Source organism: Terrabacter sp. NPDC000476 (assembly GCF_040300125.1).
In the GTDB taxonomy this organism is placed as follows: Bacteria; Actinomycetota; Actinomycetes; order Actinomycetales; family Dermatophilaceae; genus Terrabacter.
Genome location: NZ_JBEPDF010000001.1, coordinates 2083107 through 2103559, shown reverse-complemented (window position 1 = coordinate 2103559; position 20453 = coordinate 2083107). Strand labels below are relative to the sequence as shown.

The following is a 20453-nucleotide window of genomic DNA, read 5'->3' as shown; positions in this document are numbered from 1 at the left end:
CTTAGGCGCCAGCCGGTCGTGGCGCCATCTCCGCGCCCAGGCGCAGGGCCTCGATCATCGACCGGTGGTCGGCGACACCCGTACCGGCGATGTCGAAGGCCGTGCCGTGGTCGACCGACGTGCGGATGACGGGCAGCCCGATCGTCACGTTGACGCCGGCCTCGAGGCCGAGCACCTTGACGGGTCCGTGGCCCTGGTCGTGGTACATCGCGACGACGAGGTCGTAGTCGCCGCGGCCGGCGAGGAAGAAGAGCGTGTCGGCCGGCAGGGCCCCGTGCACGTCGATGCCGTCGGCCCGCGCCGCCTCCACGCCGGGGTTGATCTTCGACTCCTCCTCGCCGTAGCCGAACAGGCCGTTCTCACCCGCGTGCGGGTTGATGCCGCACACGCCGATCTTCGGGTTCGGGTTGCCGGCGTCGACGAGGGCGCGGTGTCCGCGGCGGATCACGCGCTCGACGAGGCCGGGCTCGATGCGGTTCACCGCGTCGATGAGACCGATGTGGGTCGTCACGTGGATGACCTTGACCTTCTCGGTCGAGAGCATCATCGACACCTCGGGCGTGCCGGTGAGGTGGGCGAGCAGCTCGGTGTGCCCGGGGAAGACGTGACCACCGGCGTGCAGGGCCTCCTTGTTGAGGGGCGCCGTGCAGATCGCCTGGACGGCCCCGCTCATCGCGAGCTCCGAGGCCACGCGGATGTAGTGGTAGGCCGCGTCGCCGGCCACGGCGGAGAGCACGCCGAACGGGAGGTCCTCGGGGAGGAGCGCGAGGTCGATGACGTTGATGCGGCCCGGCAGCTCGACGGCCTCCTCGACGTCGTGGACCGTCACGATGTCGATCGAGACCCCGGCGGCCTCGGCGGCCTGCTTGAGGCGCAGGGCGTCCCCGACGACGACCGTGCGGGCGAGGGTCGCCACGTGCGGGTCGGCCAGGGCCTTGACGATGATCTCGGGGCCGATGCCGGCGCCGTCTCCCATGGTCACGGCGATGCGGGGCAGGGCGACGGTCATGGGTTCTCCTCGGTGGGTGCACCGGTGGCGGTGCGGGTGGTGGGGCGGGGTGGGGCGGTCTCGGTGGTGCTGCGGGTGTCCGGAGCGCTCTGGGGCTCGGGGGTGGCGGCTGCCGGGGGCATGACGGCGTCCGGCGCGGGGCCGAGCAGGTGGTCCGCCACGCGGACGAGCGAGGTCGGGTCGCCGAAGCTGCCCGGGCGGGTCACGACGAGCGCGCCACCCGGACGGCGCGAGACGACGGTGCCGGTCCCGAGCTCGCCCACGACCTCGAGGGCGTCGACGCCCAACCGGTCGAGCACGGCCCGCGCGGTCTCCCCGCCGGAGAGGAAGGCCGCCGCGTAGGCGTCGACGACGGGGGCGACGGCGCGGGCGAGGGACTCGGTGAGCGCGCGCGACCGCGTCGGGTCGACGGGCTCGTCCGGATCGAGCGTCACGACGAGCCCCCGACGCGCCGCGGAGCGGCTCTCGCGGGCGGCGCGCAGCTCGTCGGTCACGCCGGCGGGGTCGGCGAGCAGACGGTCGGGGGAGAGGCGCACCTCGTGCGTGGTGTGCGCAGCGGCGAGCGCGGCGAGCTGGTCGGGCAGACCCGTGGCGCGGGTCCCCAGCACGAACAGGGCTGAGCGGCCACCGGGTTCGGCGCCCGGCTCGGCCGCACGTGCGCCACGGCGCGCATCCAGCGGCAGGGAGCGCACAGCCGCGTCGACGAGGGCGCCGGATCCCACGAGCAGGATGCCGCCCTCCCCGCCGGCCAGCACCGCGGCGGCGTGCACCGTGTCGAGGTCGGCGTCGCTCTCGGCGTCGCAGACGGCCACCCGTCCCTCCCGGCGCGCAGCCAGGAGGGCCTCGGCCACAGCCCTGACACCTCGCGTCACGGTGCCGAGCGGCACGAGCACGGTGGGGAGCGGCGCGAGCGCCTCGCTGACGGTGGCGGGAGCCGGACGGCCCTCGACGGCCCACAGCCCGGTCTGCCCGAGCGGGGCGTCGTGCACGAGCAGTGCGCCCTCGCGCACGACGCGGCCGAGAGCCGGGTTGGCGACGCACACCACGGGGTGGCGGTCGAGCTGCTCGGCGAGGGCGGCGACCTCCATCGCGACGTGGCCGCGCAGGAGAGAGTCGACCTTCTTCACCACGACCGTTGCCGCGGCCACCATGCGGGCGGCTTCCCGTGCGGCCACCGCTGCGTCCGCGGCCCCGAGACGGCGGGAGTCCGAGTCGATCGTGATGACGGGACGGTCCGGCGTCCTCCCAGCGGCAGGGTGAAGGATGACCTCGCTGCGCGAAACGCGCAAATATGCGTGTGCCGCACACTCGGCTGCACCGCTGAGGTCGTCCGCAACGACACCCAGGAGCAGAGTCGTCATGGTTCCTCCTCACCGTGCTGTGTGCGTCATATTGCTTGTGCAGCAAGGAGATTGGCGACCTTGCCGAGTTCAGAAGAGCGGTGCTCGAGCTTCCCGCCTGGGGGGCGGATGGCATACGACCAACGCTGGCTTCACAAAAAACGCTACAGGTATTGCGCACATCGCGCAATGGTGCGAAGGTGGTTCAACCCGAGGGGCGCAGCGTGCGCCGCCGACGGGGAGGCCACCGCTCAACGAGGAGTCCCGATGACCAAGTCCCTGCACGCACTGCTCCCCACGTCCGACCAGCCCGCGCGCGAGGTCTCGCGTCGCTCGGTCCTCAAGTTCGCCTCCCTGGCCGGCGCCGGCGCCCTCTTCGCCCCGGCGCTCGCAGCCTGCGCGGGCCCGAAGTCGGCCAACGCGCCGAGCACCGGCGGTGCGGGCGGCGCCGGGGGCACGCTGAGCATCGTGCTCAACCGCAACCTGGTCAGCCTCGACAACAAGCTCAACCAGTACGACGCAGCCGTCACTGTTCAGCGCGCCGTGCGCGAGGCCCTGACGAAGATCGGCGACGACCTCAAGCCCGAGCTCGTCCTGGCCGAGTCGTTCGAGCAGACCAAGCCGACCGTCTGGACCGTCAAGCTGCGCAAGGACATCCACTACTCCGACAAGTCGCCGGTCACCGTCGAGGACGTCGAGACGGCGCTCAAGCTCTACTTCGAGGTCAAGGCCGGCTACGTCGCGTCGCAGTTCCCCGAGCAGCCGGCCTTCGCCAAGGTCGACGACACGACCTTCACGCTGACGACCAAGAACCCCGTCGTCACCCTCGACTCGCTCATGTCCAACATCCTCATCACGCCGGCCAAGGACAACAAGGCCGAGGAGCTGAGCACCGGGATCGGCACCGGTCCCTTCACCATCGCGAGCGCCGACACCGGCACCGGCACCTACACGCTGGCCCGCAACGAGAACTACTGGGGCACCAAGGCCACCCTCGACACCGTCAAGGTCTCCTACCAGGAGGAGGAGGGCGCTCGCGTCATCGCCATCACCTCGGGCCAGGCCGACGTCATCGACACGATCACCCCCGAGTCGGCCGCGTCGCTCAAGACGAACTCCGACGTCGACGTCATCGAGACGCCGGGCACGCGCCTGATCCACCTCTTCTACAACTTCCGCAAGCCCGCCGGCCACCCGCTCGCCAACCCCAAGGTGCGCGAGGCGCTCACGTACGCGATCGACCACGACTCGCTCATCAAGGCCCTGATGAACAACCAGGTCACGTCGGCCGAGGGCGTCGTGCCCAAGACCCTCGCGGGCTTCGCCAAGACGGGTGACTACACCTACGACCCGGGCAAGGCCAAGCAGATGCTCGCCGACAACGGCGGCAGTGGGCTCAAGCTGACGTTCATCTGGGAGGACTCGGAGTTCGCGGGCGCCTCGCGCGTGCTCGAGGCGGTCTCGCAGATGCTCGCGGCCGTCGGGGTCACCGCGACCCTCAAGATGATCCCGAAGGGCGGCGAGATCAACGCCTGGCGCCGCGGCGAGGCCGGCGACTGGGACGTGCTCGCCAACGGCTACGGCAACCAGACCGGGCTCGCCCTGACGAACCTCGTCGGTCAGTACGGCGGCACCGCGGAGAAGGAGAAGACCCGCGACAGCTACCACGGCTTCGTCGTGCCGGAGGTCTCGAACCTGCTCGACCAGGCCGGCGCCGAGGCCGACGAGGCCAAGCGCAACGACCTGCTGAAGCAGGCCCAGGAGAAGATCTGGGCGCTCTGGCCGGCCATGTGGGCGTGGACGCCGAACAACGTCCTCGCCAAGCGCAAGCGCGTCACCTCGCTCAAGCTGCGAGCCATCAACTCCTACGACCTCGGCTCCGTCACGGTCTCGGCCTGAGCGGTCGGGGGCCCCGGCACCCAAGGTGATCCCATGTTGACCTACGTCCTCAAACGCGTCGGACAGACCGTCCTCACCGCGTTCCTCGCCACCGCGACGGTGTTCGTCCTGCTGCGGATGGCCCCGGGCGACCCGGCGGCGAACTACGCGCCGCCGAACCCCACCTCGGCCCAGCTCGAGGCGATCCGCCAGCAGTTCGGGCTCGACCAGCCCATCCCGGTGCAGTTCGTGACGTTCCTCCAGCACCTCTTCCAGGGCGACGTCGGCACCTCGTTCTTCTTCAAGCGGCCGGCGCTCGAGGTCGTCATGGAACGCCTGCCCTACACCGTGACCCTCGCGGTCGCCGCCATCGCCGTGACGGCCCTCGTCGCCATCCCGCTCGGCGTGTGGATGGCCCGGCGCGCCAACACGGCACCGGAGCTCGGCGCCAACATCGGCACCATCGCCGGGCAGTCGATGCCCGACTTCTGGATCGGCTTCGTCCTGCTCATCGTCTTCGCCGTCAATCTCGGCTGGTTCGCGCCGTCGGGCTTCAGCTCGGTCGGCTCGATCGTGCTGCCGACCGTGACGATCGCGATCCTGCAGATCGCGCTCATCTCGCGACTCGTGCGCCGCGAGATGGTCGTCAACCTGGCGGCCCCCTACCTCACGGTGGCCCGGTCGCGCGGGGTCTCCGAGCGCGCGCTGACGTGGAGGTATGCGTTCGGCAACTCCGCGCTGCCCGTGGTCACCGCGCTCGGCACCCGGTTCGCCGCCATGCTGAACGGCGTCGTCATCGTCGAGGTCGTCTTCAACTGGCCCGGGGTGGGCGAGCTCGTCGTCAACGCGCTCAAGCAGCGCGACTTCCCGCTCATCCAGGCGACCGTCCTCGTCACCGTGCTGCTCGCGCTCGTCGTGCAGCTCGTCGTCGACCTGCTCTACCCGCTCATGGACCCGCGGGTCCGACTCGGAGAGGCGAGCGCATGACCACCTCGACCCCTGACGTCTCGGGGCGTCCACAGGCGCCCGACCTCACGGCCGTGCCCGGTTCGATCCTCGGCCGCGACTCCGCCGTGACGAAGCTGCTGCTGCGTCGCTCGGCCGCCGCACGGCGGGCCCGCTACAGCACCATCAAGATCTGGGTGGGCGTCCTGTGCGCCGGCCTGGTCGTCGTGCCCGTGGCCCTGGCCCGGGTGCTGCCGCTGCCGGACCCGATCGTCGGCGCACTGACCGAGTCGTCGCTGCCGCCGCTCAGCCCGGGGCACCTGCTCGGCACCGACCCCAACGGGCGAGACCTGCTCAGCCGCATCCTGCACGGCGGCCAGACCTCGCTCGTCATCGGCGTGCTCGCGATCGTCGTCTCGGGCCTCGTCGGCATCGTGGCGGGCGCTGCGGCCGGCTACTTCGGCGGCTGGGTCGACACGATCATCTCGCGCCTGCTCGAGGCGCAGATGTCGCTGCCGCTGCTGCTCATGCTGCTCCTCGTGGTCGCCCTCTTCGGGCCCTCGATCCCGGTCATCACGCTCGTCATCGCCTTCGCGCAGTGGCCCGAGCCGGCCCGGATCACCAGGGCCCTCGTGCTCGTGGAGCGGGAGAAGCCGTACGTCGCGGCGGCGCGGGTGCTCGGCCTGCACCGGGTCTCGATCATCCTGCGCCACGTCATCCCGAACATCCTGCAGCAGGTGCTCGTCGTCGTGCTCCTGCTGCTGGCCCAGGCCGTCCTGCTCGAGAGCGCCCTGTCGTTCCTCGGCGCCGGCGTGCAGCGCCCCTACCCGACGTGGGGCGGCATCATCTCCGACGGGCGTGAGCTCTTCGTCACCGGCAAGTGGTGGCTCGTCACGATCCCGGGCCTCGTCATCGCGTTGCTCGTGGTCGGCGTCAACCTCGTGGGAGACGGCCTGCGCGACCGCGTGCGCCGGGCGAAGGGAGACCAGTCGTGAGCGTGCTCGAGGTCAGGGACCTCCAGGTCGAGCTGATGACCGGCAGTCGCGTCGTCCGCGCGGTCGACGGCGTCAGCTTCCACATCGACGCGGGTGAGACGGTGACGATCATCGGCGAGTCCGGCTCCGGCAAGTCGACGACGGCGATGGCGATCCTGCGGCTGCTGCCCGACGACCTCGCGGTCATCTCGGGCGAGGCGCGCATCGGGGGCCAGGACGTGACGGGGAGCCGGAAGGTCATCGACGGGCTCCGCGGACGGGCCGTCGCCCTCATCCCGCAGGACCCGATGACCGCCCTCGACCCGATCCGCACCATCGGCCGGCAGATGACCGAGGCCGTGCGGATCAAGTACCCCGAGCTCGGCAAGGCCGAGGCGCGGGCGCGGGCCCTCTCCCTCATGGCGCAGGTGCACATCCGCAACCCCGAGAAGCAGTTCGGCGCCTACCCCCACCAGCTCTCGGGCGGCATGCTCCAGCGCGTGCTCATCGCGATGGCGGTCTCGACCGACGCCGACCTCATCGTCGCCGACGAGCCGACCAGCGCGCTCGACGTCACCGTGCAGGCCGGCATCCTCGACCTGCTGCTCGAGCTGCAGGAGCAGACCGGCATCGCCCTGCTCCTCATCACCCACGACCTCGGCGTCGCGCGGCTGATGAGCGACCGCATCCACGTCATGCAGGCCGGGGTCTTCGTCGAGGGCGGTCCGGTGGTCGACGTCGTGGACCACCCCCAGCACCCGTACACGCAGAAGCTGCTCGGGGCGATCCCCGAGCTCGGCCCGTGGGACGACGTGTCCGCGGCGTCGACGGCAGACCCGACACCGAGCCTCGTCGTCAAGGAGGCCAGCCGTGGCTGAGGACCTGCTCACCGTCCGCAACCTCGTCGTCGAGTACCGCACAGGCAAGGAGACCTTCCGGGCCGTCGACGACGTCTCGTTCAGCGTGCCCCGGGGCGGCACGCTCGCCATCGTCGGCGAGTCGGGCTGCGGCAAGTCGACGATCGCCAAGGCGCTCGTGCGGTTGCTGAGGCCGACGTCGGGCACCATCGACCTGGCCGGCACCGACCTCGCGCAGCTGAGCGAGAAGCAGCTGCGCCCGATACGGCACCGCGTGCAGATGGTCTTCCAGGACCCGTACGGCTCGCTCGACCCGCACCTCACCGCCCAGGAGATCGTCGCCGAGCCCCTTCGGGTGCGCGGCGAGCGGAGCCGGGCGGTGCAGCGGGAGAAGGCCGCCGAGCTCATCGACCGGGTCGGCCTGCCGAAGACGGCCCTCGAGCGCAAGCCGCCCGAGTTCTCCGGTGGGCAGCGCCAGCGCATCGGCATCGCCCGCGCGCTCGCCTCCGGCCCCGAGCTGCTCGTCTGCGACGAGGCCACGAGCGCCCTCGACGTGTCGGTGCAGGCCCAGGTGCTCGAGCTGCTCGCCGACATCCAGGCCGAGACCGGCCTGACCTACCTCTTCATCTCGCACAACCTGGGCGTCGTGCGGGCCATCTCGCAGGAGACCCTCGTCATGCGGGCCGGCCGGGTCGTCGAGGCCGGGCGCACCGACGAGCTGCTCTCACGACCGCAGGAGGACTACACGCAGCGCCTCCGCAGGTCGGCCCTCGAGCCCGGTCTCATGACCGGGGTCAAGCCGCGCCACCTCATCCGCCACATCGCCGCCTCCCGAGCGGCCGAGACCGAGAAGGCTTCATGACCCTCCCGACCATCGACCTCCCCGGCCTCGAGCGCCCCCTCTCGCAGCTCGTGCTCGGCACCATGACCTTCGGCGACACCGTCGACCTCGAGACGGCCCGGACCATGGTCGACACCGCCCTCGAGGCCGGGATCACCTCCCTCGACACCGCGAACGGGTATGCCGCCGGGCGCAGCGAGGAGATGCTCGGCGAGATCCTGGCGGGTCGGCGCGACGCCGCCACGCTCGCGACCAAGGCCGGGATCTACCCCGGCGACGCGGGCGGGGAACCGCTGCTCTCGGCGGCGGGGTTGCGGGCCTCGCTCGAGGCCAGCCTCCGACGCCTCCGTACCGACCACGTCGACATCTACTACCTCCACATGCCCGACCGTTCCGTGCCGATCGACGAGACCGTCTCGGCGCTGGGCGAGTTCGTCAAGGAGGGCAAGGTCCGGGCCATCGGCGTCTCGAACTTCTCGGCCTGGCAGATCGGTGACGTCTTCGCCGCGTGCGACGCCCTGGGTGCCCCGCGCCCCGTGCTGGCCCAGCAGCTCTACAACCTCGTGGCGCGTCGGATCGAGGCCGAGTACGTGGAGTTCGCGACGACGAAGGGCCTGGCGACGATCGTCTACAACCCGCTCGGCGGCGGGCTGCTGACGGGCCGGCACTCCTTCACCCAGTCGCCGGGCGAGGGCCGCTTCGGCACCTCGGCGCTGTCGACCATGTACAAGGACCGCTACTGGAACGCCGAGACGTTCGCGGTCATCGAGGCGCTCGGAGCCATCGCGACGGAGGCCGGCATCACGCTGCCGGAGCTGTCGCTGCGGTGGCTGCTCTCCAAGCCCGTCGTCTCGTCGGTCCTGCTCGGCGGATCCAAACCACACCAACTGGAGGCCAACATCACTGCTGCACAAGCCGGTCCGCTCCCGGACGACGTGCTCACCGCCTGCGACGAGGCAGGCCTGGCCCTCGCCGGTTCGATGCCGGGGTACAACCGATGAGCACCGCGATGGAGCGCAGCCGGGAGCGCGTGCTCGACTACGCCCGACGGGTGCGCGCCCGGGAGACGATCCTCGGCTACTGGGTCATCATCGACTCACCCGTCTCCACCGAGCGGCTCGCCCGTCTCGGCTACGACTACGTCTGCTTCGACGCGCAGCACGGCCTGCTCGACTACAAGGGCATCCTCGCCGGGATGACCGCCATCGACGCCGGCGGCGAGTCGGTCGGGATGGTGCGGGTCGGCGCCAACGACCCGTTCCTCATCGGCCAGGCACTCGACTCCGGCGCTGCCGGCATCATCGTGCCCCTCGTCAACACGGCGGAGGACGCCGCCCGCGCGGTCTCGTTCGCGAAGTACGGCCCGGAAGGCGTGCGCTCCTACGGCCCGATGCGCTCGCAGCTGCGGATCGGGCCCAACCCGGCGGACTCCAACGAGGCGACCGTGGTGCTCGCCATGATCGAGACGCCGCAGGGCCTCGAGAACGTCGAGGCGATCGCGGCGACGCCCGGCATCGACGGTCTCTACATCGGCCCGTCCGACCTCCGTCTCGCCGTCGGCGGTGCCACCTCGACCGACCCGGCCGTCGACGACGTCTTCGAGGCAGCCGTCGAGCGGGTGCTGGCCGCGGCGAAGGAGGCGGGCATCGCAGCCGGGTTCCACACGCCCAGCGGGGAGGTCGCGGCCAGGCGGATCGGCCAGGGCTTCACGCTCGCCACGGTCAGCTCCGACCTCATCCACCTCGAGCAGGCCGCGACGGCCCACCTCAAGGTGGCGCGGGGCGAGTCGTGAACGCCGCCGAGGCCGTCGTCACCGACGGCGTGCTGCGCGCGCGAGAGGGGGGCGGCCGGACGGCATACCTGCCCACCCCGACGGTGCAGTGCCACGCGGCCAACCTCGCGTGGCTGCCCGGAGGCGACCTCGCCTGCGTGTGGTTCGGTGGCACGCAGGAGGGCGTCAGCGACATCACGGCCTACCTCTCGCGTCTGCCCTCGGGCAGCGACACGTGGCTCGCTCCGGTGCCGCTGAGCGACGACCCGACGCGTTCGGAGCAGAACCCGGTGATCTTCACGGCGCCCGACGGCGACCTCTGGCTGCTCTACACGGCCCAGCTCGCCGGCAACCAGGACACCTCGGAGGTGCGGCGGCGGGTGTCGCGCGACGGCGGCGACACGTGGGGCGAGCCGACCGTGCTGCTCCCCGCGACCGACCGCGGCGGCGTCTTCGTGCGGCAGCCACCCGTCGTCCTCGCGAGCGGCCGCATCCTGCTGCCCGTCTTCAACTGCGTCACCGTGCCCGGCGAGAAGTGGGTCGGCAACGAGGACACGTCCAGCGTCTGGCGCAGCGACGACGGCGGCGCGACGTGGACGGAGTCGGAGGTGCCCGGCTCCCTCGGGTGCGTGCACATGAACATCGTCGTGCGACAGGACGACTCGCTGTGGGCCTGCTTCCGCAGTCGCTGGGCCGACCACGTCTGGCAGACGACGTCGAGCGACGACGGGGTGACGTGGGGAGCGCCGACGCCGACGTCCCTGCCGAACAACAACTCGTCGATCCAGGCCGTCGCCACCGGCGGGGGAGAGGTGGCGATGGTGCTCAACCGCAGCTCTGCCGCCGACGCGACCGAGCGCCGGGTCTCGCTCTACGACGAGATCGACGACGAGGGGGTGCGCGACGGCATCGACGGGCCCGTCGTCGCCGAGCCCGACGTCGACGCCGACGACGGGAGACCCAAGGCCTTCTGGGGAGCGCCTCGGGCCCCGATGACCCTGGGCCTCAGCCCCGACGACGGAGCCTCGTGGCCCGTGCTCGTCGACCTCGAGACCGGCGACGGCTACTGCATGTCGAACAACTCGCGCGACGGCCTGAACCGCGAGCTCTCCTACCCCTCGGTGCTGCCCGGGCCGGACGGCGACCTGCACGTCGCCTACACCTACCACCGGCGGGCGATCAAGCACGTGCATCTGCCGGCCGAGGTCGTCGACGCCCTCCGTCGCGGCCCGTCCGCGTGACCGGGCCCGAAGGGCACCGGCCGGGACCCGGTGACGACCGTCGCACACGCCGCGCGGTCGTCACCGGGGCCAGCTCGGGCATCGGCCTCGCCGTCGCCGAGGACCTCCTCGCGGGCGGGTGGCACGTCATCGGCCTGAGCCGGTCGCGGGGTGCCCTCCCCGCGTCGGCGACCTGGGTGCCCTGCGACCTGGCCGACCAGGCCTCCGCGGCGCGCGCCGTGCGGGACGTGCGGGAGCTGTCGGCGCAGGGGGTGGACGCGGTCGTGCACGCCGCCGGCCTGCAGCACACCGGCCGGGTCGGCGAGCTGGCGCCGGGGCACGGCGAGCGCATGTGGGCCGTGCACGTGCGGGGCGCCGAGCTGGTGGTCGACGGCCTGCTCGACCTGGTGCCCGACGGCGGCCGGGTCGTGCTCGTCGGCAGCCGCACGATGGTCGGCGTGCCGGGCAAGAGCCAGTACGCGGCGACGAAGGCCGCGCTCGCGGCCATGGCCCGCGCGTGGGCCGGGGAGCTCGCGCCGCGACGCGTCACCGTGAACGTCGTCGCGCCCGGCCCGACCCGCACGGCGATGCTCGACGACCCGAACCGTGCCACGGTGCCACCCGTCGTGCCGGCGCTGGGCCGGCTCGTCGAGCCGGCCGAGGTGGCTGCTCTGACGCGCTTCCTGCTCGAGCCGAGCGGGGCGATGATCACCGGTCAGACGCTCGTCATCTGCGGCGGGGCCTCGCTCGCCTGACACCGCGCCCCCGAGTTCCAGCCGTGGCGGGATCGTCGCGGCTCGCGAGCCTGCTCGACCTCAAGCATCCAGCCACGGCTGGGTGCTGGAGGTGCGCTCCCGCAGTGGTGGGCCCCGTCGGGCTCGAACCGACGACCGGCGGATTAAAAGTCCGATGCTCTACCGACTGAGCTAGAGGCCCGCGACGTCGGACGCACAGTCGAGACCACGGTGGGAAGAACATCCTCGTAGCTCGCCGGCCCGACGCCTGGGGCCCAGTATGCCGGAGATCCGTCAGTGGGCTGCGGGCGGTGTGCGGGGTGTCGGTGCCGAGGGTCCTCGGTCGCGGTGCCCGTGGTCGACGCCGTGACCGTGCGACGCGGCGGGTGCCCGGAGGCCGCCGACGACCCAGGCGACGATCATCTCGATCGTCCGCGCTGAGGGGCGGCCGCTCGCCATGCCCTCCATCGCGGGGCTCGCGAGGCCGCCGATCGCGGCAAGCACCGCGTCGTGGCGCAGCACCAGCTCCTCGCGGGACAGGTGCGGGAGTGCGGCGGCGAGGCGGTCCATGAGGTGCGTGTCGACCGCGTCCCGTACCGCGGGCAGGCTCTCGAGCAGACCCGGAGCGCGCTCCCTCATGCCGCGCTGGACGAGGGCCCACAGACGCGTCTCCCGCGGGTCACGATCTCGCTCGCCCAGGGCGGGGGCGAGCCAGACGCGCACCAGGTCCTCGAGCGGCGCCCCGTCCGGCACCTCGGAGAGACGACGGCGCTGCACCTCGGACACCTCGCGCAGCGCGTCGCCGTACACGCGCGCGATGAGTGCGTCCTTCGACCCGAAGTGATAGCTGACGGCGGCGACGTTGGCGTCGGCTCGCTCGGTGATGTGGCGCAGCGTCGTGGCCGCCTGTCCCCGCTCGAGCAGCAGGTCCTCCACCGCCAGGCGCAGCCGTTCGGCGGTGGACGACGTCATGCCGGTCATCATGCCAGACCTTGCCTATGATTCAATCAAATGATTCAATCACTTGATTGAAACCGCTGGATGAGTGAGGAGACGGGGATGTCGGGACTGCTGGAGCGGGTGGGGGCCGGCGCGGCCGGCAAGCCGTGGCGGGTGCTGGCGGGCTTCGTGCTCGCCCTGTTCCTGCTCGGGGGCGTCGCCGGCGCCGTCGGTGCCGGGTTCACCGACGAGGTGCGCCTGGGCGACACCGGGTCCCAGCAGGCGTCCGACCTGTTGACCGAGCGGTTCCCGGCGGCTGCAGGCGACACGGCGACGGTGGTCCTCCACTCCGACGGGGGACTCGACGGCGACGTGCGCGCTGCTGTCGATCGAGCGACGGCGACCCTGAGGACGCAGCCCGACGTCGTCTCGACGACGCCCGTGCAGCTGTCGACCGACCGGACGACCGGCTACGCGACGGTGCTGTTCGGGAAGAAGGCTGCAGACCTGTCCGTCGACCACCTGCAGCGCCTCGAGGACGCGGTGGCGCCGCTCCGGGGCGTGGGCGTCGAGGCGAGCATGCGGGGCCCCCTCGTGGACCGCTGGCGCGAGCGACCGGTCCCGCTCGGTGAGGCGATCGGCCTCGTCGCCGCGATCGTGCTGGTGACGCTGCTGTTCCGCTCGTTGGTCGCCACGGTGGTCACCGTGGGCTCGGCACTCGTCGGCCTCGCGGTCGGGAACGCCGTGCTCGCCGTCGTGTCCGGTTTCATCGACATCCCCACCGTCGCGCCCACCATCGCCATCATGCTCGGACTCGGTGCCGGCGTGGACTACGCGCTCTTCCTCCTCGCCCGGGTCCGGGCGCGTCTGCGAGCCGGGGACGACGTCGTCACGGCGGCCGCGAAGGCGAACAGCACCACGGGGACCGCGATCGTCACGGCCGGCGCGATCGTCGTGGTGTCCATCTGCGGCCTGTACGTCACCGGCATCACGATCATCGGCCGGATGGGCCTCGCTGCGGCCGTCGTGGTCGCCGTCGCCGCCCTCACCACCGTCAGCATCGTCCCCGCGGCGCTGCGTCTGGCCGGCCGCCGCGTCCTTCCGAAGGCGGAGCGCAACCTCCCCGAGGGTGCGACCGTGCCCCAGGGCGACGGGCCGGAGGGCCGCCGCGCCCGCGGCCTCGCCCGGTGGGTCGCGAAGCGCCCAGCTCTGACGGCCGCGGTCTCCACCGTCCTGCTGCTCGGTCTCGCAGCGCCCGCGCTCGGCCTGCAGCTGGGCCAGCCCGACGACAGCAACCGACCGGCCGGAGACACGATGCGGGTCGCCTACGAACGGCTCGCCGAAGGCTTCGGTGCCGGCTTCAACGGGCCGCTCCTGGTCGCGGTCGACGTGCGCGGCGTGACCGACCCTGCGGCCACCGCGCAGGCGGTGGCCGAGGGAATCGCTGGCACTGCCGGCGTCCGGTCCGTGGCTCCCGCCCAGCTCAACCCGGCCGGGGACACCGCCGTGATCACGGTCATCCCCACGACGGCTCCGCAGGCCCGGGAGACGAGCGACCTCGTCGGGCTCCTGCGCGAGGACGTGCTCCCGTCGTCGCTCGCGGGCACCGGGGGCACGGCGTACGTCGGTGGCCAGACCGCGACCTACGACGACCTCGCGACCAAGGTGTCGGACAGCCTCGTGCTGCTCATCGTCGTCGTGGTCGCCCTGTCGCTGATCCTGCTGACGGCGGCGTTCCGGTCGGTGGTGCTGCCGGTGGTCAGCGCTCTGCTCAACCTGCTGTCGATCGGCGCAGCGTACGGCGTCGTCACCCTGGCCTTCCAGACCGAGGTCGGCACGAACCTGCTGGGCGTGAACGAGCAGCCGATCGTGTCGTTCGTCCCGATGCTGATGTTCGCGATCCTGTTCGGACTGAGCATGGACTACAACGTCTTCCTGCTCTCGGCCGTGCGCGAGGAGCGCCTGGCCGGCAGGAGTGCGCGTGATGCCGTGCCGCTCGGCGTCGGGCGGACGGCCAGCCTGATCACCACGGCCGGAGCGATCATGACGCTCGTCTTCCTCGGCTTCACCGTGACCAGCGAGACCGAGGTGAAGATGATCGGGCTGGGGCTCGCGACCGCCGTGCTCATCGACGTGACGGTCGTCAGGCTCTTCCTCGCGCCCGCGGTGCTCGAGCTGCTCGGTGAGCGGGCGTGGTGGCTGCCTCGCCGGCTCGACCGTCGCGTCGGCCGCGTCGGCCGCGCCGGCCGCGGCACGCCGGCGTGACGAGCGACGACGGACGACTCCGGGCCGAAGCCCCTGCTGGCACGATGTGCGCCCGCTCTGCGGGGTGTCGCAGGTGCATCAAAAGTGGTTCGTACCAATCTGTGGCAACCCCTAGACCTGCGCCCGAGTGCTCGCCTATCCTCCCCATATTGGTCCGTACCACTTAGGGAGATCGCATGAAGGCGAAAGCCACCGGGTTGGTGATGCTCACCGCGGTGGGCGTGGCGTTGGCCGGCTGCACGCCGAGCACGGGGGGCGGCGGCTCGAACGCCGCCGCCGGGAACGAGGGGAACGGGCAGGGCACCGTCAAGATGGTGCTGTGGCCCGGCCCGGAAGGCGACGCGATGAGCAAGGTCGTCGCCGCCTACAACGCCGGTCAGGGGCAGCAGGACAAGGTCAAGGTCGACATGACCCTCCTCTCGCGCCAGGACACCTTCTCGAAGGAGTCCACGCTGATGGCCGCCAAGTCGAGCCAGCAGGACATCTACTTCGTCGCGAGCTACAACGTCGGGCAGTTCTCCAACGCGCTCGAGCCGCTCGGCGACGTCGACGCGAGCAACTACTTCCCGGTGGCCGTCGACGGTCTCAAGTACGAGGGCAAGCAGTTCGCCCTGCCGCTCGACGTCAGCAACCACTTCCTGCTCTACCGCAAGGACCTGCTCGACGCGCTGCTGTCCGACAAGGGCCAGTGGGGGGCGTATGCCGCGGTCGCCCAGAAGGCGATCGGCGAGAAGCGCGACCCCAATCCGGCGGAGCAGTGGGACTGGGACGACTACGTCGCGATGTCGGCGTGGTTCAGCAAGAACGCCAACCCGTCGTCGCCGACGCAGTACGGCACGATCCTGCAGGCCAAGAACCTGCTCTACAACACGATGATCTGGGACGACGTGCTCTGGGGCGAGGGCGGGGGCTGGACGGGCTCCGACGGCAAGGCCGCCCTCGACAGCGAGGCGGGACTCAAGGCCGTCAACGTCTACCGCTCGATCTACACGAACGGCTGGACGTCCAAGGACAGCTCGCAGGCCGAGTTCCCCGAGACGCAGGCGGCCCTCAAGGCCGGCAGCGCCGCGTTCGCCCTCCAGTGGTCGGCCGGCTTCGCCGAGCTCAACGACCCGGCGAAGTCGCCGAAGGTGGCCGGCAAGATCGCCATCGCGCCGGTGCCCGGTCAGAAGACCCACGTCCACGCCCTCGCGGTCGCGCTCAACAAGTACTCGGGCAACAAGGCCGCCGCGAAGAAGTTCCTCGGCTACCTCGCGACGACCGACGCGATGACCGCCTACGCCAAGGCCGGTGGCATCCCGCCCGTGCCGAGCGTGCTCAAGGCGAACGCGTCGATCAACCCCGCCTTCGACAAGATCTCCGAGTCGATCGAGAAGTACGGCTACTCCGTGCCGGTCTTCCCGAACACGTTCCAGGCCTACAGCAAGATCGCCGAGGCGCTGAGCGGCGCCTGGGTCGGTCAGGGTGACGCCAAGACCGCGCTGCAGACCGCGAACGCCGACCTGCAGAAGCTGCTGGGCTGACCCGTCGCCCGGTCGGGGCCGCCACGACGCGGTCCCGGCCGGCCCCGGCCGGTCCCTGTCGATCCTCGAATCGGCCCGTCCTCGAAGGAGATCCATTCCCCATGGCTGCCACCACGGCCTCGCGCGGCACCGCCGCGAAGTGGGTGCTCGGCGCGCCGCTCATCCTCTTCACCGCGGTTCTCGTCGCCTACCCGGTGTTCCAGGGCGTGCAGACCGGCTTCTTCGGCCTCTCGCTGCAGGACCCGGAGATCCCGTTCACCGGTCTCTCGAACTTCACCGAGGTGCTCACCGACCCGGGCTTCCTGTCCGCCGCCCGCTTCACGATCGTCTTCGCCCTCGTCGTGACGGCCCTGGAGACGGTGCTCGGCTTCGCCCTCGCGCTGCTGATGAACCGCCAGTTCCCCGGCAAGCGCGTCTTCTTCACGATGCTGCTCGTGCCGATCATGATCGCGCCCGCCCTCATGGGCGTCATGTTCCGCCTCCTGCTCAACGGCGACATCGGGCTCGTGCCCGAGCTGCTCCGCGGCGTCGGCCTCGACATCTCGCTCTTCGCGCCCGACACCGTCGTGCCCCTGCTCGTCGTGCTCGACGTGCTGCAGTGGACGCCGTTCACCTTCCTCATCATGTATGCCGGCCTGCAGTCCTTCCCGACGGACGTGCTCGAGGCGGCCCAGATCGACGGCGCCGGCCGCTGGCGCACGCTGCGCTCGATCGTGCTGCCCATCATGCGGCCGATCATCTTCGCGGCCGTCTTCCTCCGGCTCATCGACGCCATCCGCACCTTCGACGTCATCTACGTCCTCACCGCCGGTGGGCCCGGCACGAGCACGACGACGATGAGCATCTACATCTACAAGACCGCTTTCGAGTCAGGGCAGTTCGGCCTCGCGGCCGCCGCCTCGACCATCGTCCTCATCGCGCTGGTCCCGTTCGTCCCGCTCCTCGTCAAGCGCATCGTCACCTCCGGGAAGGAGGCCTCGTGACCGCCACCTCCCGTCCCCGGCTCTGGTGGACCACCGCGGCCGTCGGCGTCGTCGCGGTCGTCGTCAACCTGCCGTGGTTCAACGCCCTGCTCGTCAGCGTCAAGTCCGACGGCGACATCTCGCGGGGCGCGCTCACGCTGGGCACGCCCACCGGCGACCACTACGCGAACGCGCTCGGTGCGGCCGGCTACGACTTCCCCCGCTTCTTCCTCAACTCCGGGCTCATCGCGCTCGGTGCCGTCGCGCTCGTCCTGGCCATTGCCGTGCCGAGCACGTATGCCGCCATCCGCCTCGGTTTCGGGGGCCGCTTCATCCTCAACGCGTCGAGCGCCCTCCGGCTGCTCCCGGCGATCTTCTTCGCCGTGCCGTACTTCCTGCTCATGTCGAACCTCGGCCTGCTCGACTCGGTCGTCGGGCTGGTCCTCGCCAACACCTTCCTCAACCTGCCGCTCGCGATCATCCTGCTCGGGGCGGGCTTCCGCGACGTGCCGGTCGAGCTCGAGGAGGCCGCGGCCGTCGACGGCGCGAACACCTACCGCATCCTGTGGTCGGTGCTGCTGCCGATCCTCGCCCCGACGCTCGTCGCGGTCTCGGTGCTCGTCTTCATCTTCTCGTGGAACGACTACCTCTTCGCGCTCGTGCTCTCCTCGTCCGAGGCGACGCCGATCACCCTCGGCGCGGCCAACTTCGTGACGAGCACGGGCATCCGGTGGGGTGACATCTCGGCGACGACGATCCTCTCGACGCTCCCGCCCGTGCTCTTCGCGGTCTTCGCGCAGCGCTTCCTCGTGAGCGGGCTCTCGGCCGGGGCGGTGAAGGGATGACGATGGTCGAGGATGGCGCCATGACGCGTCCCAAGTACGAGCTCGTGGCCGACGAGCTGAGCCGCCGGGCCGGCGACCTCGCGGCGCACGACGCCCTGCCGTCCGAGCGCGAGCTCATGCAGCAGCTCGGCGTCAGCCGCATGACGGTGCGCCGGGCCATCGAGCAGCTCGTGCGGCGCGGCCTCGTCTACCAGGTGCAGGGCTCCGGCACGTTCGTGGCCGACCCGGCCGTCGTCACCAAGACGCTGCGCCTGACGAGCTTCACCGAGGACATGGAGCAGCGCGGCCTCACCCCGACGACGACCGTCCGGTCCACCGGCTCGACGGCCGCCTCGGCCGAGATCGCCCGCCGGCTCGGCATCGAGCCGGGGGAGGAGGTGTTCGTCCTCGAGCGCCTCCGACTCGCGGACGGCACCCCGATGGCGCTCGAGCGGGTGCACCTGCCCGCGCTCGGGATCGACTGGGCCTCGGTCGATCCCGGTACGTCGCTCTACGCGCAGATGGCGGCCCAGGGGTGGACCGTCGAGCGTGCGGCGCAGACGATCGAGGCCGTCAACCTCGACCGCGAGACCGCCCACGCCCTCGACCAGGCCGTCGGGGCGGCGGCGCTCCGGGTCACCCGGGTCACCTACACCGAAGCGGGTCGACCGGTCGAGCACGCCATGACGATCTACCGCGGCGACCGCTACGGCTACGACCTCGTCATCAGCCGGGACGCCGGATGATGCTCGTCGCCGACATCGGCGGGACGAAGATCGCCGTCGCCAGGGCCGGTGACGACGGTGAGCTCTGCTCGGACGTGGTGTCGGTCCCCACGCCGGCATCGCGGGGGGCCGCGGCCGTCGTGGCCGCGACCGTCACCGCCCTCCAGCAGGTGCGCGCCCCCGACGACGCGGCGTTCGGCATCGCGACCGCCGGGGTCGTCGACACGGCGACCGGCACGGTGCTGGGTGCGACGAGCAGCATCGCGGGGTGGGCGGGGACGCCGCTCGCCGCGCAGGTGGGCGAGGTGCTGGGGCTGCCGGGGTGGGTCGTCGGCGACGGCAACGCCTTCGGCACCGCCCTCGCCGCGGATCACGGGGCGCGCTCGCTCGTCGCGCTCGTGGCCGGCACGGGCATCGGCGGCAGCCTCGTCGTCGACGGCGAGCCGCTCACGGGTGCGCACCACGCCGGCGGCCACTTCGGGCACGTCGTGGCAGCCGAGGCGCGGGGGCTGCGCTGCCCGTGCGGCGCGACCGGCCACCTCGAGGCGGTGGCCTCCGGTCACGGCATCCTCGCCTGGTACCGCGCGAACGGCGGGGACCCGGGCGTCGCGAGCGCGCACGAGCTCTCCCTTCGGCCGGACGACGCGACCGCAGTGGCCGCGCTGACGACGGGCGGCGCGGCCCTCGGGGCCGTGGCGGCCTCGCTCGCGAACGCCCTCGACCCCGACCTCGTCGCCGTCTGCGGCAGCGTGACCAGGGCGGGGGCGGTGTGGGAGACCGCCCTGCGCGAGGCCTACGCGGACACCCTCATGCCCGCGTCGGCGGGCACCCCCGTCGTCGTCGCCGATGCCGGCCCCCGGACGGCCCTGCGTGGCGCCGCCCTCCACGCACTGGGGAGGATGGCACCGTGACCACCGACCCCCTGCCCGACGTGCTCCGCGCGCTGGAGGGGCAGCTCGTCGTCTCGTGCCAGGCCTATCCCGGCGAGCCGATGCGCTCGCCGCAGATCATGGCGGCCGTCGCGCTCGCCGTCGTGCAGGGCGGTGCCCGCGCGGTGCGTGCCCAGGGCATTGACGACCTCCGAGCCATCCGGCCCCTCGTCGACGTCCCCCTCATCGGCCTCGTCAAGCGGGGCGACTCCGGTGTGTTCATCACCCCCACCGTCGACGACGCCGTCGCCTGCGCCGCGGCCGGTGCCGACGTCGTGGCCCTCGACGGCACCCCCCGTGACCGTCCCGACGGCCGGCCGCTGCGCGACAGCGTCGAGGCGGTGCACCGGGCGGGCGCCCTGGTGATGGCCGACTGCGGCAGCCTCGGCGACGCCCTGCACAGCGTGGCGGCCGGCGCCGACTGCGTCGGGACGACGCTGGCCGGCTACACCGGCGAGCGGCCGGCGACGGTGGGCCCGGACCTCGAGCTGCTCGCCCAGCTCGCCACGACGCTCACCCTCCCGGTGATCGCCGAGGGCCGGGTGCGCCACCCCGACGACGCGGCCGCGTGCCTGGCCGCCGGCGCGTATGCCGTCGTCGTCGGCACGGCGATCACGCACCCGACACGCATCACGAGGTCGTTCATCGACCACCTCGACGCGACGCGCCGTCCGCACCGTGAGCCGGTCGACTCCGGCGCCGAGAACGCCTGAGGAG

19 protein-coding genes and 1 tRNA gene are annotated in these 20453 nt (G+C 71.8%); 16 read left to right on the top strand and 4 right to left on the bottom strand.

The annotated features are described in order from the left end of the window. Position 1: 1 nt before the first annotated feature. Together pdxA and ABT295_RS09910 are read right to left on the bottom strand one after the other, a co-directional pair. Positions 2-1009, bottom strand: coding sequence for a 4-hydroxythreonine-4-phosphate dehydrogenase PdxA (pdxA, locus tag ABT295_RS09915; protein WP_352394186.1), 1008 nt, complete (start codon positions 1007-1009; stop codon positions 2-4). Then, entirely contained in the window at positions 1006-2370 is a 1365-nt protein-coding gene (locus ABT295_RS09910) for a four-carbon acid sugar kinase family protein (RefSeq protein ID WP_352394185.1), read from the bottom strand. The genes pdxA and ABT295_RS09910 overlap by 4 nt, the downstream gene beginning before the upstream one ends. A 246-nt stretch (positions 2371-2616) precedes the next feature. Between ABT295_RS09910 and ABT295_RS09905 the strand changes: the two genes are divergently transcribed. Genes ABT295_RS09905 through ABT295_RS09865 form a run of 9 tightly spaced genes read left to right on the top strand, consistent with a single transcriptional unit; the run spans position 2617 to position 11590 of the window. Further along, positions 2617-4248 carry an ABC transporter substrate-binding protein gene (locus ABT295_RS09905; protein ID WP_352394184.1) on the top strand — a complete coding sequence of 544 codons (1632 nt, stop codon included), beginning with the start codon at positions 2617-2619 and terminating at the stop codon, positions 4246-4248. A gap of 33 nt (positions 4249-4281) precedes the next feature. After that, complete coding sequence (locus ABT295_RS09900) at positions 4282-5214, top strand: ABC transporter permease (RefSeq protein ID WP_352394183.1); 933 nt, start codon at positions 4282-4284, stop codon at positions 5212-5214. Beyond that, the gene (locus tag ABT295_RS09895; protein ID WP_352394182.1) at positions 5211-6167 is read left to right on the top strand and encodes an ABC transporter permease; all 957 of its coding nucleotides are present in this window, start codon (positions 5211-5213) and stop codon (positions 6165-6167) included. Before ABT295_RS09900 ends, ABT295_RS09895 begins: the two co-directional genes overlap by 4 nt. Further along, positions 6164-7024 (top strand): ABC transporter ATP-binding protein, encoded by an 861-nt coding sequence (locus tag ABT295_RS09890; RefSeq protein WP_352394181.1) that lies wholly within the window; start codon positions 6164-6166, stop codon positions 7022-7024. Before ABT295_RS09895 ends, ABT295_RS09890 begins: the two co-directional genes overlap by 4 nt. Beyond that, entirely contained in the window at positions 7017-7865 is an 849-nt protein-coding gene (locus ABT295_RS09885) for an ATP-binding cassette domain-containing protein (protein ID WP_352394180.1), read from the top strand. Before ABT295_RS09890 ends, ABT295_RS09885 begins: the two co-directional genes overlap by 8 nt. Next, positions 7862-8845, top strand: a complete 984-nt coding sequence (locus ABT295_RS09880) for an aldo/keto reductase (RefSeq protein ID WP_352394179.1) — start codon at positions 7862-7864, stop codon at positions 8843-8845. The genes ABT295_RS09885 and ABT295_RS09880 overlap by 4 nt, the downstream gene beginning before the upstream one ends. After that, positions 8842-9636 carry an HpcH/HpaI aldolase family protein gene (locus ABT295_RS09875; protein WP_352394178.1) on the top strand — a complete coding sequence of 265 codons (795 nt, stop codon included), beginning with the start codon at positions 8842-8844 and terminating at the stop codon, positions 9634-9636. The genes ABT295_RS09880 and ABT295_RS09875 overlap by 4 nt, the downstream gene beginning before the upstream one ends. Further along, entirely contained in the window at positions 9633-10856 is a 1224-nt protein-coding gene (locus ABT295_RS09870; RefSeq protein ID WP_352394177.1) for a sialidase family protein, read from the top strand. The genes ABT295_RS09875 and ABT295_RS09870 overlap by 4 nt, the downstream gene beginning before the upstream one ends. Further along, positions 10853-11590, top strand: a complete 738-nt coding sequence (locus ABT295_RS09865) for an SDR family NAD(P)-dependent oxidoreductase (RefSeq protein WP_352394176.1) — start codon at positions 10853-10855, stop codon at positions 11588-11590. The genes ABT295_RS09870 and ABT295_RS09865 overlap by 4 nt, the downstream gene beginning before the upstream one ends. Positions 11591-11695: 105 nt before the next feature. Here ABT295_RS09865 and ABT295_RS09860 read toward each other — a convergent pair. Together ABT295_RS09860 and ABT295_RS09855 are read right to left on the bottom strand one after the other, a co-directional pair. Next, positions 11696-11771: transfer RNA gene (locus ABT295_RS09860), tRNA-Lys, on the bottom strand. Positions 11772-11863: 92 nt separating this feature from the next. Then, entirely contained in the window at positions 11864-12541 is a 678-nt protein-coding gene (locus tag ABT295_RS09855; RefSeq protein WP_352394175.1) for a TetR/AcrR family transcriptional regulator, read from the bottom strand. A gap of 87 nt (positions 12542-12628) precedes the next feature. Between ABT295_RS09855 and ABT295_RS09850 the strand changes: the two genes are divergently transcribed. From ABT295_RS09850 to ABT295_RS09820, 7 genes are all read left to right on the top strand, one after another. Next, the gene (locus ABT295_RS09850) at positions 12629-14773 is read left to right on the top strand and encodes an MMPL family transporter (RefSeq protein WP_352394174.1); all 2145 of its coding nucleotides are present in this window, start codon (positions 12629-12631) and stop codon (positions 14771-14773) included. A gap of 176 nt (positions 14774-14949) precedes the next feature. Beyond that, positions 14950-16296: an extracellular solute-binding protein gene (locus ABT295_RS09845; RefSeq protein WP_352394173.1), complete on the top strand. Its 1347-nt coding sequence runs from the start codon at positions 14950-14952 to the stop codon at positions 16294-16296. 101 nt (positions 16297-16397) lie between these two features. Then, complete coding sequence (locus ABT295_RS09840) at positions 16398-17279, top strand: carbohydrate ABC transporter permease (RefSeq protein WP_352394172.1); 882 nt, start codon at positions 16398-16400, stop codon at positions 17277-17279. Further along, positions 17276-18103 (top strand): carbohydrate ABC transporter permease, encoded by an 828-nt coding sequence (locus ABT295_RS09835; protein WP_352394171.1) that lies wholly within the window; start codon positions 17276-17278, stop codon positions 18101-18103. Before ABT295_RS09840 ends, ABT295_RS09835 begins: the two co-directional genes overlap by 4 nt. A gap of 20 nt (positions 18104-18123) precedes the next feature. Next, positions 18124-18828, top strand: coding sequence for a GntR family transcriptional regulator (locus tag ABT295_RS09830; RefSeq protein ID WP_352394170.1), 705 nt, complete (start codon positions 18124-18126; stop codon positions 18826-18828). Continuing rightward, a complete protein-coding gene (locus ABT295_RS09825) occupies positions 18825-19718 on the top strand; it encodes an ROK family protein (RefSeq protein ID WP_352394169.1) in 894 nt (297 codons plus the stop codon). Before ABT295_RS09830 ends, ABT295_RS09825 begins: the two co-directional genes overlap by 4 nt. Then, complete coding sequence (locus ABT295_RS09820) at positions 19715-20449, top strand: N-acetylmannosamine-6-phosphate 2-epimerase (protein ID WP_352394168.1); 735 nt, start codon at positions 19715-19717, stop codon at positions 20447-20449. Before ABT295_RS09825 ends, ABT295_RS09820 begins: the two co-directional genes overlap by 4 nt. The last annotated feature ends 4 nt before the right edge of the window (positions 20450-20453 follow it).

What these genes read in the sequence shown, in the direction of transcription:
- ABT295_RS09900 (WP_352394183.1), top strand. Translation starts at nt 4,282, where the DNA reads ATGTTGACCTACGTCCTCAAACGCGTCGGACAGACCGTCCTCACCGCG.
- ABT295_RS09855 (WP_352394175.1), bottom strand. Translation starts at nt 12,541, where the DNA reads ATGACGTCGTCCACCGCCGAACGGCTGCGCCTGGCGGTGGAGGACCTG.
- ABT295_RS09880 (WP_352394179.1), top strand. Translation starts at nt 7,862, where the DNA reads ATGACCCTCCCGACCATCGACCTCCCCGGCCTCGAGCGCCCCCTCTCG.
- ABT295_RS09910 (WP_352394185.1), bottom strand. Translation starts at nt 2,370, where the DNA reads ATGACGACTCTGCTCCTGGGTGTCGTTGCGGACGACCTCAGCGGTGCA.
- ABT295_RS09905 (WP_352394184.1), top strand. Translation starts at nt 2,617, where the DNA reads ATGACCAAGTCCCTGCACGCACTGCTCCCCACGTCCGACCAGCCCGCG.
- ABT295_RS09845 (WP_352394173.1), top strand. Translation starts at nt 14,950, where the DNA reads ATGAAGGCGAAAGCCACCGGGTTGGTGATGCTCACCGCGGTGGGCGTG.
- ABT295_RS09840 (WP_352394172.1), top strand. Translation starts at nt 16,398, where the DNA reads ATGGCTGCCACCACGGCCTCGCGCGGCACCGCCGCGAAGTGGGTGCTC.
- ABT295_RS09895 (WP_352394182.1), top strand. Translation starts at nt 5,211, where the DNA reads ATGACCACCTCGACCCCTGACGTCTCGGGGCGTCCACAGGCGCCCGAC.
- ABT295_RS09830 (WP_352394170.1), top strand. Translation starts at nt 18,124, where the DNA reads ATGACGCGTCCCAAGTACGAGCTCGTGGCCGACGAGCTGAGCCGCCGG.
- ABT295_RS09850 (WP_352394174.1), top strand. Translation starts at nt 12,629, where the DNA reads ATGTCGGGACTGCTGGAGCGGGTGGGGGCCGGCGCGGCCGGCAAGCCG.
- ABT295_RS09875 (WP_352394178.1), top strand. Translation starts at nt 8,842, where the DNA reads ATGAGCACCGCGATGGAGCGCAGCCGGGAGCGCGTGCTCGACTACGCC.
- ABT295_RS09825 (WP_352394169.1), top strand. Translation starts at nt 18,825, where the DNA reads ATGATGCTCGTCGCCGACATCGGCGGGACGAAGATCGCCGTCGCCAGG.
- pdxA (WP_352394186.1), bottom strand. Translation starts at nt 1,009, where the DNA reads ATGACCGTCGCCCTGCCCCGCATCGCCGTGACCATGGGAGACGGCGCC.